Source organism: Enterococcus sp. DIV0213h, from assembly GCF_051711285.1.
GTDB classification, from domain to species: Bacteria; Bacillota; Bacilli; order Lactobacillales; family Enterococcaceae; genus Enterococcus_D; species Enterococcus_D casseliflavus.
The window spans coordinates 3,554,975-3,572,639 of record NZ_JBIOMH010000001.1 but is presented as its reverse complement, the minus strand read 5'-3'; the positions used below and the strand labels follow the sequence as shown (position 1 = coordinate 3,572,639).

The following is a 17,665-nucleotide window of genomic DNA, read 5'->3' as shown; positions in this document are numbered from 1 at the left end:
TTTTAGTTTCTGATAGGCTTTATCTAGATTGGAGGAAAAGGATGCTCGAAAACATACTTTATGTTATTGTCTCATTCTTAGCAACGATTATTGGTTCTTTAACAGGAATCGGAGGAGGGATCGTTTTAAAATCATTCGTTGATACCTTTAGTAACGATTCAGTTATCGTGGTTAGTTTTTATACGACAGTTGTTGTCTTTACTATGTGTATTGTCTCTATTTATAAGCAATGGCAAAGAGGGTTCAAATTCAATTTAAAAATGCTTGCAGGTATCTCGAGTGGCTCTTTGATAGGTGGATATCTCGGTGATTACATACTAAATAGTATTGTAGGAAACTATGAGCAGCAAAGCGTTCAATTAGTACAATCAATTATTCTCTTTATAACCTTAGTATTTTTAATCATTTATACACGCATTGGACCAGAAAAAAAGAAAGTTGAAAACCCTTCTACTATATCAACGATTTTCTTAGGATTGTTTCTAGGAAGTATTTCAATTTTCTTAGGGATTGGCGGCGGACCGCTTAATGTGTCATTACTCGTAATTTTATACGGATTTGGCATGCGAGATGCAGTAATATACTCCCTTGCGACGGTATTTTTTTCTCAAATCGCCAAAATTATTTCAATTGTCTATGTGGGTGAATATGGACAGTTTAATTTGCCGCTCGTTCCCATACTAGTTTTCGTTGCTATAATGGGTGGTTATATTGGGACAATTCTTAATCAGAGACTTAGTTCTAGAAAAATTGAATTGTTGTATATACTATTTATGCTGGCGCTATCTTTGATTACTTTAATAAATATTTTTAGATATACAATTTGAAAACTATGCTTTACAGTTTGTATTCTACTAGCTTTATTTAAAAACTTCGTCGTTGGACAATAGTCTTGCACCGGTGAAAGCCAACTAGTTTGGGTAGGTTGGAATAAATATAATTTTTCATTCTTTCGATTGAAGCATATGAAAGAATAAAGTCCAGATGATAGATTACTAAGACATTGAATCTTTCAATTAGTATTATTGTGGCTTAAAAACTTTGAATTTTTGGATTTTGTTATTTAATCTTTATGATGTTCTAGTAGAGCATTTACATTTATTCACTTCTAAAACACAATTCTCGTACACTGTTATACCAAAATTGTAGATGGCAGTTTCTTTTTCTCTGTGATACGATACCTCGGTCAATTAATGACCTGCAAACAGTCAAATACTTTTCCTTACTGCTTTATTTTGTATGAATAGAGGCATGGAAATTTTTTCTATAGGTAAAAGGCTCATTTGGTGGATCAAAGGTAAAAAAGAAAGGCAGAGGTAAAGATGAAAAAAGGGTTTGTATCACTTTTTAGTGTGCTGTTATTAGTAGCTCCGTCTATGATAAATTCATACCAAGTAGCAGCGGATGTGATTGAAACTGAAAAAAATCAGAATCAAGAAATTACTACTAATAATAAAGCGACTACTGAAGATACTGGAAAAGAAACAAGTGAAAGCAGCTTTTCGGAAAAAGACAATGATGGTGTAGAAAGTACGTCTGTCAATGAAACCAATGTTAGCGAAACGGATACCGGGGAGGAAGATTCCTCGAAAGAAAGCCGCAATGGGGACGAGACCTCTGAGCAGACAAAAACCACGGAAAGCCAGACGACTTCGAGTTCGCCACAAGCAAATAACAGCAACCCTTCATCAGCGAACGAAGTGGATCAAGTGATACAAGATGCAGCAATTCAAGATATAGCTTCAGGAACCGCAGGGACTGCTCCTTGGCGGATTGATTCTAACGGTGTTTTACATATTGGTGCAGGACAGCTGGAAGATAATGTAATGAATCTCTGGGGTGGGTATTTAGAGACGATCAAAGAAATAGTCTTTGAAGGAAATGTTATAGCTGGATTAAGCTTACGAAGTTTTTTTGATGGAATGATAAACTTAACGGCTATTCAAAATTTGGATAGACTAGATACTTCTAATGTCAGAGATATGTATAGGATGTTTATTAATACTCATAGCCTTTCGTCCGTGGATGTTTCAAATTTTGACACGAGGCAAGTTAAAGATATGAGCGAAATGTTTTATGGCACTGGGATTGAAGCATTAGATTTATCCAGTTTTGATACGAGTCAAGTAACCAACATGAATGGGATGTTTTTCTTATCAAACGTAAAGCAAGTCAATCTTGCAAATTTTGATACAAGTCAAGTCACAGATATGGGGAGTATGTTTTCACGGGCAAACTTTACATCTATAGATGTTTCTAGCTTTGATACAAGCCAAGTCACGAATATGGCTGCAATGTTTGATCGTGCAGGGGAAGTTTCTTCTTTAGATCTCTCCAACTTTGACACGAGTCAAGTCAGAGATATGAGATATATGTTTAATGGCTTAGCAGAATTAGCATCGCTTGATGTAAGTTCTTTCGATACTACACAGGTTCAAAACATGGCGAGTATGTTTACTGGTACTCAATCTTTAACAAACATCAATTTGTCAAGTTTTGACACCAGTCTTGTAAAAAATATGGACAATATGTTTGAAGGTATAGGTGTTTCCTCATTAGATGTTTCAACCTTTGACACAAGCCAAGTGACCAGCATGACTGCCATGTTTAGAAATGCGGCAAGCATCACTGATTTAGATCTTTCAAATTTTAACACCTCAAATGTGATAGGATTTTCTTTAATGTTTGCTGGAATGACGAACTTAGTATCATTAGATTTATCAAGCTTTGATACTAGCAAGGAATTTGGATATCTTAGCGCTATGTTTGACGGAGCAACGATGCTGAAACAACTTAAATTAGGAACCAATATAAAAAAATTATATCCAGTTGCAGCACTTCCAGCCATTCCTGTAAGTAATATGTATACAGGCTATTGGCAAAATGTTGGTTCTGGAACAGTCGACAATCCCAAAGGAACCACTATATTGACAAGTGCAGATTTGTTACGTACTTATGCTGGAGGAACGATGGCGGATACGTATGTTTGGCAAAAACAAGCTTCTGCTTCGATCCAAGTCCATGATTCAACCATTTATACGGGAGATAGCTGGCAAGAAGAAGATAACTTTGATAGTGCATTAGATAAAGATGGTAATCCAGTAGCTTTCCAAGATATAACGGTAGAAGGCAGCGTAGATACTAACACTCCAGGGACATATCAAGTGAATTATCGCTATGATGGCGTGACTAGTACGGCCACGATTACGGTAAAAGCGAATCAAACCGCAGTCAACGCCCATGATTCTACGATTTATGTGGGGGATTCATGGCAAGCAGAGGATAATTTCGATAGTGTTTTGGATAAAGATGGCAATCCAGTAGCTTTCCAAGATGTAACGGTAGAAGGCAGCGTAGATGCTAACACTCCGGGGACATATCAAGTGAATTATCGCTATGATGGCGTGACTAGTACGGCCACGATTACGGTCAAAGCGAATCAAACCGCAGTCAACGTCCATGATTCAACGATTTACGTGGGGGATTCATGGCAAGCAGAGGATAATTTCGATAGTGTTTTGGATAAAGATGGCAATCCAGTAGCTTTCCAAGATGTAACGGTAGAAGGCAGCGTAGATGCTAACACTCCGGGGACATATCAAGTGAATTATCGCTATGATGGCGTGACTAGTACGGCCACGATTACGGTCAAAGCGAATCAAACCGCAGTCAACGTCCATGATTCAACGATCTACGTGGGGGATTCATGGCAAGCAGAAGATAATTTCGATAGTGCATTAGATAAAGATGGTAATTCAGTAGATTTCCAAGATTTGACGGTTGATACGAGTCAAGCTGATACGAGTAAAGCAGGTAGCTTTGAAGTTACCTATACGTATGATGGTGTAACCAGTAAAGCGATTGTTACAGTCAAAGAAAAACAAACCGCGGTGAACGTCCATGATTCAACGATCTACGTGGGAGATAACTGGGAAGCGAAAGATAATTTCGATAGCGCGTTAGACAAGGATGGTAATTCAGTAGCTTTCCAAGATCTGACGGTTGATGCGAGTCAAGCAGATACAAGTAATGCAGGAACTTTCGAAGTTACCTATACGTATGATGGTGTAACCAGTAAAGCGATTGTTACAGTCAAAGAAAAACAAACCGCGGTGAACGTCCATGATTCAACAATCTACGTGGGAGATAACTGGGAAGCAGAAGATAATTTCGATAGCGCGTTAGACAAGGATGGTAATTCAGTAGCTTTCCAAGATCTGACGGTTGATACGAGTCAAGCTGATACGAGTAAAGCAGGTAGCTTTGAAGTTACCTATACGTATGATGGTGTAACCAGTAAAGCGATTGTTACAGTCAAAGAAAAACAAACCGCGGTGAACGTCCATGATTCAACGATCTACGTGGGAGATAACTGGGAAGCGAAAGATAATTTCGATAGCGCGTTAGACAAGGATGGTAATTCAGTAGCTTTCCAAGATCTGACGGTTGATGCGAGTCAAGCAGATACAAGTAAAGCAGGAACTTTTGAAGTCACCTATACGTACGATGGTGTAACGAGTACAGCGACTATCACGGTCAAAGAGAAAATGACAGCCGTCAATGTCCACGATTCTACGATTTATGTAGGAGAAACCTGGGAAGCGAAAGATAATTTCGACAGTGCATTAGACAAAGATGGCAATTCAATAGATTTCCAAAATCTGATTGTCGATGTTAGTCAAGCAGATACAAGTAAAGCAGGCAGTTTTGAAGTTACCTATACGTACGATGGTATAACCAGTACAGCGACTATCACAGTCAAAGAGAAAATGACAGCCGTCAATGTCCACGATTCTACGATTTACGTAGGAGATACTTGGCAAGCAAAAGATAACTTCGACAGTGCGTTAGATAAAGATGGTAACGAGGTCGCATTTTCTGCCCTGACAGTAGATACAAGTCAAGTTGATCCGAGCAAAGCAGGTAGTTACAAAGTAATGTATACTTACGATGGGATTACAGTAACGGCCACCATCACAGTAAAAGAAAAACCTAGCCAAGAAGAACCTGCAGATGATTCAGAGCATACATCACAAGAACAAGAGAAAGAGAATCAGAAAAAGATAAACTCTGATAGTAAGAAACATGAAGCACTTCCGAAAACAAACGAAAGCAAATCAGTGGTTGAATTAGCAGCAGGGTTCATAATTGTGTTATTGGTAGGTGGAATTTTCTTTTGGAAAAAAAGAAAAGCGAATAAATCGTAATGATTAAATAAAGTACTTGGGATTCATTCCCAAGTACTTTATTTGTGTATGATAAATTTTTATCAGAACCAAAGGTATAAATGAACCCTGATAGTCGCAAGTTATTATTTATCGAAAATGATTGGCATAAGACTCTCATAATTTAGTATCAATTTTTTAAAGAGAGTATTGAAAAAATAGTACCAAGAAAACGAGCAGTGTATGAGCATGAACTAAGCCGTTCTATTATAGATGTATCACTTCAATAGATAATTCATATGCTTTCTTGAAAAAGGAATTTCTTCCTAACGATGAATGAATAGATCGTATGTTGAGTATTTGTACCCGAGAAAAATGCACATCTATAACCTTTACAAACTGAATTTTTCCTTTTGGATGTGCTGTTTTTCCAAATAAACACGTTGAATCAGAAAAAGTAACTCAGCCCATCGTCCGTCATTTTCTATCGAGTTCAAATAAAACACTTTTTTCTTAGGATCGGATCGTACTAATGTATCAGTAACGACGATATCGGCTATCTCGTAATTATCGGTAATATTGATGTGTTCTTTATTAAAGAAGTTCATAAGACTATTTTCAATATAAAAACTGGCGGAATAGTCTTTTACTAGTTGTAAGTATATTGTAACTTCTGTCTTTATATTAGCGGTGTGGAGCGTATAGAGCAGACTTGATAAAAATTTGGTGTGATTTTCATCTTTGGTGTAGATAGAAACAGTTTTTTTTATGACATTCATATAGTCATTTTGAACATTTGATCGAAAAAATAAAGGTGGAATAAATAGTTGGGCGAAGCAGTCAATCGTATCTCCTATCAAAAAATAAAAAGCGTTGAATAAGGTTAAATAGTAGAGAACAAGATACCTGTTCTGATCAGAGAGTTTGTCGTTTATTAGAACAGAACTAGCTGCCAAAACGTCGCGAGAGAAAGTGCAATAAGAATGATCTGATTCGAAAAAAGTTTTTCCTAGTTTTATCTTTTCTTCTATAGGGATAATGTCTGAAATGAAAAGATGGGAAAGAAAATTAAAATAGAGAATCTCGTTATTTTTCGTACTATCATCAAGGGATCCGAAGCTGTTTTTTTGAAAGATTACTGCTGCATCAAAACTTTCAAAAATAATTGTAAACAAAGTTCGAGTCAATAAGGATTCTGGTTGAACCAAACGATGATTACTATGGATTCTTGTTTGCAAAATAGCATATAAAATATAAAGTGATCTATTTTTTGTAAAAGAACGTTTGTAAGATTCTTCCAGGATTTCTTCGGGAACTGATGCGCGAATACTGTGAAGGGAGATATCTCGAAATGGCCACTCTAAATCATGAAAAGAATCTTGCAAGTATAGATAAGAGAACAAGCGAATATTCATTTCATCGCCAACTAAAGTATAATAGCCCTCTCTAACTGTAATGCGGAAATCAAAACCTGAGAAAAATTCATTTAATTTTTGGGTTAGTATGTTCAGATAGCTGGGGGAAATAAAGAGTTCATTTAATACATGATCTTTATGCAGTGAGCTTCGAGTAAGCAACAAAACGGTATAATTAAACGCTGCATTGTTTTTTAATAGGTGCAATTTCAGAGAGTAGGCGGAAGAGACTGAATGTTCTTTGAATTCAGAGTTGATTTGCACCACACCAGAGTTTTTTATGAGAATAAAACTACTGATGCTATGAAATTCCTCAAAATGTTTATTGATGATGGTTAAGGTATCCCGTACTTTTCGAGGAGTGATCTGTAAGCTTTCCGCAATTTCTTTTGTGGTTGTTTGTTCTTTGTTTATGATAAAAAATAAAACAGATATTTCCCTTCTTAAGTAGTCAGGTATCATACAATTCCCCCCTTTCTCAAACACAGTTTCCGTACAATGGTATACCAGAATTGTAAATAGCGAGCGCTTTTTCTGTGTGCTATCATACCACCGTGATTGAAAAAACGCAAAATAATCTAACGCTTTTTTATTGCCAATAAATTTATTAATTACAAATAAATGTTGTGCGAAAATAATTTTAATTAATATATTGAATGTGTAGTGAATATAAAAAGAAAGACAGCACTAAAATAGAAGAATCTGATAATAACATCGCTACCGTTGGAGAGAAGATGAATTCAATTGATAAGATACCAAGTGCAGGCGGACCTACTAATAGACAAATATTGTAGGTTTTATGAAAAAATAAAAATTACTTTAATGAATGTATAAATAAGATGGTTGTTGTATTTACTAAACTTTATTTATTGTCGTGATAGTCAGTTCTATTGTAAGTAGTATTAAAATTTTGTAGTTCTATTATTTAAATCCCATGAAAAAAATAGAAATTTCTATACACAAAAAAGAAGGATAATAGAACAAGTACGATTTTAGTCTTTGGATGAAATAACTAGATAAGTAAGATATTTAAGATGAAGAAAGCATAGATAATAAACATTTCCATGATGAAGTATAGGTTACGCACTTCTAATATACACATTATAAATCATAGCATTTAGCAAATAATTTTATGTAATAACCTTAGTGGGAGGATGAATTAAAATGTGTGGTTTAATGCGAAGATACCTTTTGTTAAATTGAAACGAGGAGAAACGAATGAAAAACAAGAATATGCAACTATTTTTAGTAGGTTTATTGTTAGGCTCTGTGGTAATGAATCCAGTACAAGCATTGACAGATACGCTCGGATCAGCACCCGCTCAAGAACAAGAAGCTGCCAATCTTTTATCGGAATCTTTGAACAGCTTTGAAAAAAGTGAAAATCAGGAACCGTCGCCTGATAACAAAGATGTATTTTCTGAAAGTGAAGCAAAGGAAAACCCTTTGGGGGATGAAATGTCAAGCAGTCTAGAAGATGATGCTGTTATTAATGAGGAGCAATCGGATAACAGGAAAGAACTATCTGAAAGCCAGTCATCTGGATCCGATACGAGAGAAAGTATGACAGATAATGCTGACCAGAATCAAATACATAAAAAAGACTCGAAGACGATTATGACTCCAATGGAAGCTTCAGAGACGTTCACTTATGATTTAACAGTCGAATATGATCCTATTAAGTTTAAGTCTTTGGTAATCGATTTACCCATTCCTGAAAAATATATACAGGATGAACTATATTTTCGTCTTCTGTTAGGTGGGGATGACGGAAACTTTTACGAGTACAAATCGGATCAGCAATATTTCATGACAGGTTTATCACATAGTAACCCAGTAATAGGAGTGAACACTTTACAAATGTCATGGAGTAATTTCACGCAAGGTTGGAGCCCAGATGATGTTGAGTATTTTGGGTTTACTGTGGTTATTCCTTACAAAGATGCTAACGGGAATGATCTATTTGCAGCTGCATACAATATCCGTTTTACAAACAGCCACTTAACTATTAACTATGTAGATGAATCAGGTAATGAAATCTACCCTTCACGTCGAATTGATGATAGTACAAATCAGCCCTATGACGTTTCAACTAGTGACTATATTCCAGAAATTCCTGGATATGAGCTAGATACAAGTAACTTACCTGTAGATGCTATTGGAAAATTTAAACGTGGTGAATTTACTGTTACCTATGTTTATCAGAAAGCGCAAATTGATTATACCGATATTTCGATTAAAGATAGCACTATTTATACAAAAGACACATGGTCACCGATTGATAACTTTATCGAGGCTTCATCAAAAGAAGGGAAACAGCTAACTTATGAGGAATTTTTAGCAAACGGCGGGATTGTTTCTGGTACAGTAGACACACAGACAGCGGGTACTTATACGGTTAGTTATACTCTCAATAATCTAACCAAGGATGCAACAATAGTTGTTAAGCCTAGGCTGACTGCCGTCAACGTCCATGATTCTATGATTTATGTGGGTGATCCATGGCAAGCAGAGGATAATTTCGATAGTGCATTAGATAAAGATGGTAATTCAGTAGATTTCCAAGATTTGATTGTCGATGACAGTAAGGTTAATACAAGTAAAGCAGGCAGCTTTGAAGTCACGTATACGTATGATGGTGTAACGAGTACAGCGATCATTACGGTCAAAGAGAAAATGACTGCCGTCAACGTCCATGATTTAACAATCTATGTAGGAGATGTTTGGCAAGCAGAAGATAATTTCGATAGTGCGTTAGACAAAGATGGCAACGATGTTGATTTTTCAGCTTTAACGGTCGATGCGAGTAAAGCCGACACGAGTAAAGCAGGCAGCTTTGAAGTCACGTATACGTATGATGGTGTAACGAGTACAGTGATCATTACGGTCAAAGAAAAAATGACCGCCGTCAATGTCCACGATTCTACGATTTATGTAGGGGATAACTGGCGAGCAGAAGATAATTTCGATAGTGCATTAGATAAAGATGGTAATTCAGTAGATTTCCAAGATCTTGTAGTCAATGATAGTGAAGCCGACACGAGTAAAGCAGGGAGCTTTGAAGTCACGTATACGTACGAAGGTGTAACGAGTACAGCGATTGTTACAGTCAAAGAAAAAATGACCGCCGTTAATGTCCATGATTCTACGATTTATGTGGGAGATAATTGGAAAGCAGAGGATAATTTCGACAGTGCATTAGATAAAGATGGCAACGACGTTGCACTTTCAGATCTGACGGTCGATGTTAGTAAAGCCGACACGAGCAAAGCAGGGAGCTTTGACGTCACGTATACGTATGATGGTGTAACGAGTACAGCGACTATCACGGTCAAAGAAAAAATGACCGCCGTCAACGTCCATGATTCAACGATCTACGTGGGGGATAGTTGGGAAGCAGAAGATAATTTTGATAGTGCGTTAGATAAAGATGGTAACGACGTTGCACTTTCAGATTTGACGGTCGATGTCAGTCAATCAGATACAAGTAAAGCAGGCAGTTTTAAAGTCACGTATACGTACGACGGTATAACCAGTACAGCGACTATCACGGTCAAAGAAAAAATGACCGCCGTCAACGTCCATGATTCAACGATCTACGTGGGGGATAGCTGGGAAGCAGAAGATAATTTTGATAGTGCGTTAGATAAAGATGGTAACGACGTTGCACTTTCAGATTTGACGGTCGATGTCAGTCAATCAGATACAAGTAAAGCAGGCAGTTTTAAAGTCACGTATACGTACGACGGTATAACCAGTACAGCGACTATCACGGTCAAAGAGAAAATGACCGCCGTCAATGTTCACGATTCTACGATTTATGTAGGAGATAATTGGGAAGTAGAGGATAACTTCGACGGTGCTTTGGATAAAGATGGCAACGATGTTGATTTTTCTGCCCTAACGGTCGATGCCAGAAAAGCAGATACAAGTAAAGCAGGCAGTTTTGACGTCACATATATGTATGATGGTATAACCAGTACAGCGGTTATTACGGTCAAAGAAAAAATGACAGCCGTCAATGTCCATGACTCAACGATCTACGTGGGGGATAACTGGCAAGCAGAGGATAACTTCGATAGAGCGTTGGATAAAGATGGTAATCCGATAGATTTCCAAGAACTGACGGTCGATGCTAGTAAAGCAGAAACAAATAAAGCAGGTACTTTTGAAGTCACCTATACGTACGATGGTGTAACGAGTACAGCGGTCATTACGGTCAAAGAAAAAATGACAGCCGTCAATGTCCATGATTCTACGATTTATGTGGGAGATAATTGGGAAGCAGAGAATAACTTCGACGGTGCGTTGGATAAAGATGGCAACGATGTTGACTTTTCAGCCCTGATGGTGAATGACAGTAAGGCAGATACGAGTAAAGCAGGTACCTTTGACGTCACGTATACGTATGATGGTGTAACGAGTACAGCGATTGTCACAGTTAAAGAAAAAATGACAGCCGTCAATGTCCATGATTCTACGATTTACGTAGGAGATAACTGGCAAGCAGAAGATAATTTTGATAGTGCGTTGGATAAAGATGGTAATCCGATAGATTTCCAAGAACTGACGGTCGATGCTAGTAAAGCAGACACGAGTAAAGCAGGCAGCTTTGACGTCACGTATACGTACGATGGTATAACGAGTACAGCGATTGTCACAGTTAAAGAAAAAATGACAGCCGTCAATGTCCATGATTCTACGATTTACGTAGGAGATAACTGGCAAGCAGAAGATAATTTTGATAGTGCGTTGGATAAAGATGGTAATCCGATAGATTTCCAAGAACTGACGGTCGATGCTAGTAAAGCAGAAACAAATAAAGCAGGTACTTTTGAAGTCACATATACGTATGATGGTATAACGAGTACAGCAATTGTCACAGTTAAAGAAAAAATGACCGCCGTTAATGTTCATGACTCAACGATCTACGTGGGGGATAACTGGCAAGCAGAAGATAATTTCGATAGTGCGTTAGATAAAAATGGTAATTCAATAGATTTCCAAGATTTGACGGTTGATCCCAGTAAAGCCGACACGAGCAAAGCAGGGAGCTTTGACGTCACGTATACGTATGATGGTGTAACGAGTACAGCGACTATCACGGTCAAAGAAAAAATGACCGCCGTCAATGTCCATGACTCAACGATCTACGTCGGAGATAAATGGACGGCAAAAGAAAATTTTGACAATGCATTAGACAAAGCAGGAAAGAAAGTCGTGTACGAAGACTTGACAGTAGACGCAAGTCAAGTTGATACGAGCAAAGCAGGTAGGTACGAAGTATCGTATAGTTATGATGGAATTACGGTAACGGCTACAGTCACAGTAAAAGAAAAACCTAGCCAAGAAAAACCTGCAAATGATTCAACGCATACGACATCAGAACAAGAGAAAGAGAATCGGAAAAAAATAACTTCTGATAGTAAGAAACAGGTAACACTTCCTAAAACAAATGAAAACAAATCAGTAGTTGAATTAGTAGCAGGTGTCATAATTGTGCTTCTAACAGGTGTAATTTTCTTTTGGAAAAAAAGAAAAGCGAATAAAGTGTAATGTCTAAAAAATAAAGTATGCGGGATTTATTTCCGGGTACTTTATTTTATTTGAAAAAGACTTCAGCCAAGCTTCTCTTTCTTGATAGTTGAGAGATAGAAACCCTCACAGAGGCCATGTAAATTTATTTCATAGAGGATTATATCTCTTACATGAAGAATGTTAGGAAGGTACTGACACCATTCTTATCAAAGAGAGGGTCACCTTTCAATAACTAATTATATTAAGTAGGAATTTTCGGTAGCAAGGTTAGCGCAATTGATCAATCATCGCATGCCTCTCTAAAATCACCCTTCGATTAACTCTACCAACACATCAGCTGTTTCTTGCGGATGGCTGATTGGAAAATGATGACCCAATGGCAGATCGACTATTTTAGTCGTTTCTCTTGGCGGTAAATAGCTTTTATCCTCGGTTCCCCATACGATTGGAATCGAAGGATCTATTCTTTGGTGAAGGGACATTTCTTTTAACAACCGATTTAGTTGAAGTGTTGTGTTGACTATCCGTGAAGAACGAGCACTCTTCTTCACTCTTTTTAAATATTCACTAGAAGAGGCTGTTTCGTCTATCAGCAGTCCTTTTTTTGTGAAATAGGCGAGTAATTGTCGTTCAGATGCATGCTTTAAAGCTAGTTTACTGAGCCATGTTGCAGGGACCGAATCGGTTTTTTGAATAGGTGGTTGTAAAAGAATCAGTTGATCGTTCTCTGAAAAGAAGCGCTGTTCAGCGGCTGTTAATAACAAGGCGGCACCAAAAGAATGGCCGATAAAGACAGAGCCGTCAGGCAGGATATTATTTAGTGAGCGTATCAATTCAAGATATGGTGTCAACAGCTGTTGCTTTTTAATAAACGGAGATCTTCCGAATCCTGGTAAATCTGCAATGATAATTTTTCTGCCTGTTTGCTTATTCAATGCTAGTCCCAGTTGAAAGAGATCGGTGCCATCGCTAAATAAGCCATGCAAAAGCACGAGAGGAGTAGCAGAGCCCTCCAATTGATAGACCGTCGCTTCGTTGACAGCTATGCGTGTGTAGGGTGTTAGGCTTTCTTCCCCATAGGTCAAGCGAAAATCAATGTCAGCTACTGCTAGCGGGATGTTTGATGCTGCTATTTTTTTTATCAGTTCCGGTTCAAAATCGCGTTTTGTCAGCCGGTTGTCAAACGTTCTATTGGTCAAAAAGTTTAAACTGCTTTCAGGAATACCCGTTAGTTTGCTTCCGCCAGCTGCCATAACGAACTTGAGTAAACCAAAAGGAACGCTCAGACGAGGTTTGTTTCGATTAAGACTTTCAGAAATCAGTCCCATCAGTTGAACGATCTCTTTATCGGCGTGTTTATCGGCAACAAGGGGATACGTCATTTCGTCTTTTGTCTCATTGAATATGGTTTTGACAATAAATTGAGCGAGTACATTTTTATTGATCAACGGCAGTCGATAGTCGGTTCCTCCGGGGATAACAGGTAAGGCTCCACTTCGGATTATTTTTATAAATAAGCCAAAGCCTTCGAGTTGTTCGGTGCTGCCTGTTTGCTCATCACCGATGACGGTTGGCGGATTGATCACGGCTAAAGGAATATGGTGCTTTTTCGCTTCTTGTCGAATATAAATATCAGATAAAAACTTCATCTGCTCATAGGGCGGGGTTCCAAGTAACGCTGGATGCACCTCTTTGAACACATCCGTCGTTTCCCAGACAGAAGCATCATCTGTGAATGGGCTCATGTACCCAGCTACGTGGATGATCTTTTTCAATTTGTTTCTCTTGTTGATTTCTGTTGCAAGGGTCATGAGGTTTTTGCTGCCTTCTAAAAAGGAGCTCTTCGCGGCTGCTTCTGATAAGGTGATATCCATCGGACCGCCGCAGTGAAGAATCATGTTGCAGTGCATCGCTCGTTCTTGGTCGATCGCATTTAAGCCTAAGTTCTCTTTTGTTAAATCGCCTGTTACCAATGCTATTTTTTCAGGGGCTAATGCTTGTAATGGTCTTGCTTTCGCTGAATTTCTGACAAGTAATGTTAAGAAAACATCTTCCTTTGCGAGTTGTTTGACGACTTCTTTGCCAATAAACCCAGTTGCCCCGATAATTAAAATATTCATTATTTTCTCCTTTTTAGAACTGTTTAGTCCTAATTTTATATAAAAAAATTACTCTTAAACGAGTAATTTAAATAAATTTTTGGCTGTAGTAGTGAGATACTGACTCTCTTTTTTTACTTCTGCTAAAAAGAGTGCCCCTTCAAGGTTGTTCACAAAAATCTCCGCCGTTTCTTTGACGTTGATATCTTCACGAAATGCTTTAGTATTTATTCCTTCTTGAATCAATCCCTTGCAGATACGCGTTAAATAATCAAAAAAATGATTGATTTTTTCTTGGACCTGCCGATCATTTTTCGGCGCTTGCATAATGAAAGTAATGAAGGGACAGCTGCCTTGATAGTCCCGCTCTTCAATTTCTTCAGCCAAACTTTCTAGAAAGGTCAACATTTTTTCTTCCAAAGTTAGATTGGTCTGTTTCAAAATGTCTGCTAGTTTTTCTCGGTATATAGTGATCCAAAAATCAATCACTGCTAGTAATAATTCCTCCTTACTTGAGAAATGGTAATAGACATTTGATTTTGACACACCGCTTTGCTGCACGACCTCATCCATACTGGTATACGTGTAGCCGACTTTGAGAAAAAGGCTGGCGGCTGTTTCGATCACTCGGTTTTTATTTGAACGTTTATAATTTGTCATAATAGAACTATATAGTACTAATTGAGTCTTGTCAATTTTTTGTTTGCCGATTGATTCATTTTCTTTTTATTGATGTAAAATTAATGTTAAAAAATAATTTAAGGTTCTTTTTTTAATGGTTGATATGTATAATAAGAACATACAGTAAGAAAGTGTATGCTGAAAAGAGGACTCTTATGAAAAAATTTGCAATTGGCTGTTTTGGGATCAGCCTTTTTATGACGATCGTTGGCCTTTTTTTACAGACGATTTTGATCCCTATTCAAGATTTTGACACAATCAGCAAAGAAGAACTTAAGAATATCCAACTTGATCTTGCTATTAATTATCCATTAGGAACTGGTATGCTCTATGTCGGGCTTCCTTTGTTAGTATGCTCGAGTGGTTATTTGGTTTTTTGTTATTTTAGAGATAGGAAGAACTGAAAGAAGAGTAACAATATCTGGAGTATAAAGCTTTCGTTCATAAGGAGGGATAAGTTGAAAAGAGGGTTATTTTTATTGTTTTATGTCCTATGGAAGGGGCTAGCAATACATGGCATTCCTTCTTCTTATGCAAGATATTTGATGAGTTATAATCATATTGGGATAAAATTACTATTCATTTTATTCGGTACTATACTCTTTCGTAATTATTTAGTGGAGAGTTATCAAAAGCTAAATAAAGTTAAATTAATAAAAATCGTTCTAATCGTTCCTACGAGTATCATCCTTACAATCGGGTTAATTAATATTCTTTTATTTCGTGATCTCAATGCGTTGATTTTTGTTTATCCCTCAGATCAACGAACCCTTCCCTTTGTATTTGATGCCCTTTTGCTAGCACCTGTTTTTGAGGAAATCCTTTATCGATATTCACTGATTTATGTTGGAGAAAAACGATGGTTGAGAATCATCACTGCTGCCGGAAGTCTCTTGCTTTTTACTCAGAGTCATATTGTAAATGTGAACGGGAATCTTTTTGCTCTTTTTCCTTACTTTGTCATAGGGTTTTATTTGACGATCACCTATTTACGTAGGGGAAATATTTGGGAATCCATTTTTGCACATAGCTTCTATAATTTCGTTGTGCTGGCAGCAGCCATCTTGATCTAAAAATTACTGTGCAGTGGCTGCCTATAAGCGTAAAGGAATTGAGGATGGCTTGGTTGTACGCCTAGAAGCTCTAAAATTAGGTTGATTGAAGCCGATTTGAGAGTTCAGATAAGCGCTACGGGCTTGCTATTTTTTGCAGTCGTTATATACTGATGTCTATACTTCATGTTTTCGTATGTCGTCATCATTTCGGTAGTATTGCTGATATGAAAGACCGCAGCAAAAGTGAGCGAATAGGAGGAAGTAGTGATGCAGCAAACAGAAGAAACTGAATTATTTGTAGAATGCCCAGTGGCTAGCGTCCAGAAGGTCGTACGCGGCAAGTGGTCCATGGTCATCTTGTCCTTTTTACGGCACAAAACGCTTCGTTTCGGTGCGCTTAGTCGTAAAATGCCCATGGTGACCCAAGCAAATTTGACAAAGGAATTGCGCATGCTTGAAAGCTATGGCCTCATTCATCGTGAAGTCTATCCGCAAGTGCCGCCAAAAGTTGAATACTCACTGACCGAAATGGGGCATAAATTCATGCCAGTTTTGGATGCCTTAGAAACATTTGCTTCTACCTATGAGTCAGAAAACGAAAAAGTAGTCAATCCTTGAAGCGTTCAAGGATTTTTTTTGTACCTGAAATCCGTATGATTACACAAATCTATTGAAAACGATAGTACCTATCAAAAAATATGGTACTTTTTATTATTGAGGGAACAGGTCATAATGAAATCATCTTAAGAAAGAAGGTTTTTTTATGAAAAAAATGATACTGAATCAATATGGCTCTGTAGATGTTATACAAATGGTTGAAACTGCTATCCCTGAGCCAGCTGCTAAACAAATTGTGATCAAAACCGCAGCGATCGGCGTGAATGATCCTGATATTGTTATTCGTGCGAATGGACCATTTCCAACGATGCCAAAAGAATTGAAACCTGTGCTTCCACACTCTTTGGGACAAGACTTTTCTGGTATCGTAACAGCTGTCGGAGATGATGTGACCCGCTTTTCAGTAGGTGATCATGTGGTTGGGATGGCGTTTATGAGTACATATTCTGAATACATTTTGTTAGACGAGTCAGCAGTTGTTGCTGCTGTACCGAAGGAGCTGGACTTGGTGCCGTTAGGTGGATTTTTCCTTGGCGTGGCCACAGCCTACGGTGCAACCATTCGTGATGGTCAAGCAAAAGATGGACAAAAAGTACTGATTCATGGCGGTGCTGGCGGTGTCGGGTCTAAAGCTGTTCAGCTGGCAAAACATGCCGGAGCGTATGTCATAGCAACAGGCAGCGCTGAACAAGCTGACTATATGAAGGAGTTAGGGGCAGATGAAACGATCGATTATCAAACAGAAGATTTCACAAAATTGGTTTCTGATGTCGATTTAGTGGTCAACTTGACTGGTCCTAAAACATTGGAGAACAGTTATCAAGTAATCAAAAAAGGTGGACGCGTCACTTCTGTTAATGCGCCAATCGATCCTGTTGAAACGGAGCGTAGAGAAATTACTGGTATGTATTCTATGGGGTTCATGTCTGTTGAAGAGCTAAAAGAAGTCATTGATCTTTATGCGCAAGGAAAACTTGATGTCCTTGTAGACAAGACATATCCCTTTGAATTAGAAGCAATCAAGCAAGCTCACCTTGATTTCCAAGCAGGCGGAAATACTGGCAAAAAGATCATTGTCTTTGATAAATAGGGAG

General features: G+C 37.9%; 10 protein-coding genes. 7 read left to right on the top strand and 3 right to left on the bottom strand.

The window, feature by feature from the left end:
- Positions 1-41: 41 nt before the first annotated feature.
- Together IGI77_RS16730 and IGI77_RS16725 are read left to right on the top strand one after the other, a co-directional pair.
- Positions 42-827: a sulfite exporter TauE/SafE family protein gene (locus IGI77_RS16730; protein ID WP_438770381.1), complete on the top strand. Its 786-nt coding sequence runs from the start codon at positions 42-44 to the stop codon at positions 825-827.
- A gap of 549 nt (positions 828-1,376) precedes the next feature.
- Positions 1,377-5,207, top strand: a complete 3,831-nt coding sequence (locus IGI77_RS16725; protein WP_438770380.1) for a bacterial Ig-like domain-containing protein — start codon at positions 1,377-1,379, stop codon at positions 5,205-5,207.
- Between the two features lie 350 nt (positions 5,208-5,557).
- Here IGI77_RS16725 and IGI77_RS16720 read toward each other — a convergent pair whose 3' ends face one another.
- Entirely contained in the window at positions 5,558-7,042 is a 1,485-nt protein-coding gene (locus tag IGI77_RS16720) for a helix-turn-helix domain-containing protein (protein WP_438770379.1), read from the bottom strand.
- Between the two features lie 756 nt (positions 7,043-7,798).
- On the opposite strand from IGI77_RS16720, the gene IGI77_RS16715 reads away from it, so the two are divergent.
- Positions 7,799-12,136, top strand: a complete 4,338-nt coding sequence (locus IGI77_RS16715) for a bacterial Ig-like domain-containing protein (RefSeq protein WP_438770378.1) — start codon at positions 7,799-7,801, stop codon at positions 12,134-12,136.
- A gap of 287 nt (positions 12,137-12,423) precedes the next feature.
- On the opposite strand, the gene IGI77_RS16710 is transcribed toward IGI77_RS16715, so the two are convergent.
- Both IGI77_RS16710 and IGI77_RS16705 read right to left on the bottom strand, forming a co-directional pair.
- On the bottom strand, positions 12,424-14,238 hold the full coding sequence (locus IGI77_RS16710) for an alpha/beta fold hydrolase (RefSeq protein ID WP_438770377.1): 1,815 nt from the start codon (positions 14,236-14,238) through the stop codon (positions 12,424-12,426).
- A gap of 54 nt (positions 14,239-14,292) precedes the next feature.
- Positions 14,293-14,877, bottom strand: a complete 585-nt coding sequence (locus IGI77_RS16705; RefSeq protein ID WP_438770376.1) for a TetR/AcrR family transcriptional regulator — start codon at positions 14,875-14,877, stop codon at positions 14,293-14,295.
- Between the two features lie 176 nt (positions 14,878-15,053).
- On the opposite strand from IGI77_RS16705, the gene IGI77_RS16700 reads away from it, so the two are divergent.
- The 4 genes from IGI77_RS16700 to IGI77_RS16685 all read left to right on the top strand — a co-directional run bounded on the left by IGI77_RS16700 (position 15,054) and on the right by IGI77_RS16685 (position 17,661).
- Positions 15,054-15,302 (top strand): hypothetical protein, encoded by a 249-nt coding sequence (locus tag IGI77_RS16700; protein ID WP_015510558.1) that lies wholly within the window; start codon positions 15,054-15,056, stop codon positions 15,300-15,302.
- Between the two features lie 54 nt (positions 15,303-15,356).
- Positions 15,357-15,971: a lysostaphin resistance A-like protein gene (locus IGI77_RS16695; protein WP_438770375.1), complete on the top strand. Its 615-nt coding sequence runs from the start codon at positions 15,357-15,359 to the stop codon at positions 15,969-15,971.
- A 249-nt stretch (positions 15,972-16,220) separates the two neighbouring features.
- A complete protein-coding gene (locus IGI77_RS16690) occupies positions 16,221-16,571 on the top strand; it encodes a winged helix-turn-helix transcriptional regulator (RefSeq protein WP_015510556.1) in 351 nt (116 codons plus the stop codon).
- Positions 16,572-16,716: 145 nt separating this feature from the next.
- Positions 16,717-17,661 (top strand): NADP-dependent oxidoreductase, encoded by a 945-nt coding sequence (locus tag IGI77_RS16685; protein WP_438770374.1) that lies wholly within the window; start codon positions 16,717-16,719, stop codon positions 17,659-17,661.
- The last annotated feature ends 4 nt before the right edge of the window (positions 17,662-17,665 follow it).

Bases quoted from the DNA above. Each gene is read 5' to 3' on its own strand.
- IGI77_RS16690 (WP_015510556.1), top strand. From the start codon at position 16,221: ATGCAGCAAACAGAAGAAACTGAATTATTTGTAGAATGCCCAGTGGCT.
- IGI77_RS16720 (WP_438770379.1), bottom strand. From the start codon at position 7,042: ATGATACCTGACTACTTAAGAAGGGAAATATCTGTTTTATTTTTTATC.
- IGI77_RS16700 (WP_015510558.1), top strand. From the start codon at position 15,054: ATGAAAAAATTTGCAATTGGCTGTTTTGGGATCAGCCTTTTTATGACG.
- IGI77_RS16725 (WP_438770380.1), top strand. From the start codon at position 1,377: ATGATAAATTCATACCAAGTAGCAGCGGATGTGATTGAAACTGAAAAA.
- IGI77_RS16730 (WP_438770381.1), top strand. From the start codon at position 42: ATGCTCGAAAACATACTTTATGTTATTGTCTCATTCTTAGCAACGATT.
- IGI77_RS16710 (WP_438770377.1), bottom strand. From the start codon at position 14,238: ATGAATATTTTAATTATCGGGGCAACTGGGTTTATTGGCAAAGAAGTC.
- IGI77_RS16685 (WP_438770374.1), top strand. From the start codon at position 16,717: ATGAAAAAAATGATACTGAATCAATATGGCTCTGTAGATGTTATACAA.
- IGI77_RS16705 (WP_438770376.1), bottom strand. From the start codon at position 14,877: ATGACAAATTATAAACGTTCAAATAAAAACCGAGTGATCGAAACAGCC.
- IGI77_RS16715 (WP_438770378.1), top strand. From the start codon at position 7,799: ATGAAAAACAAGAATATGCAACTATTTTTAGTAGGTTTATTGTTAGGC.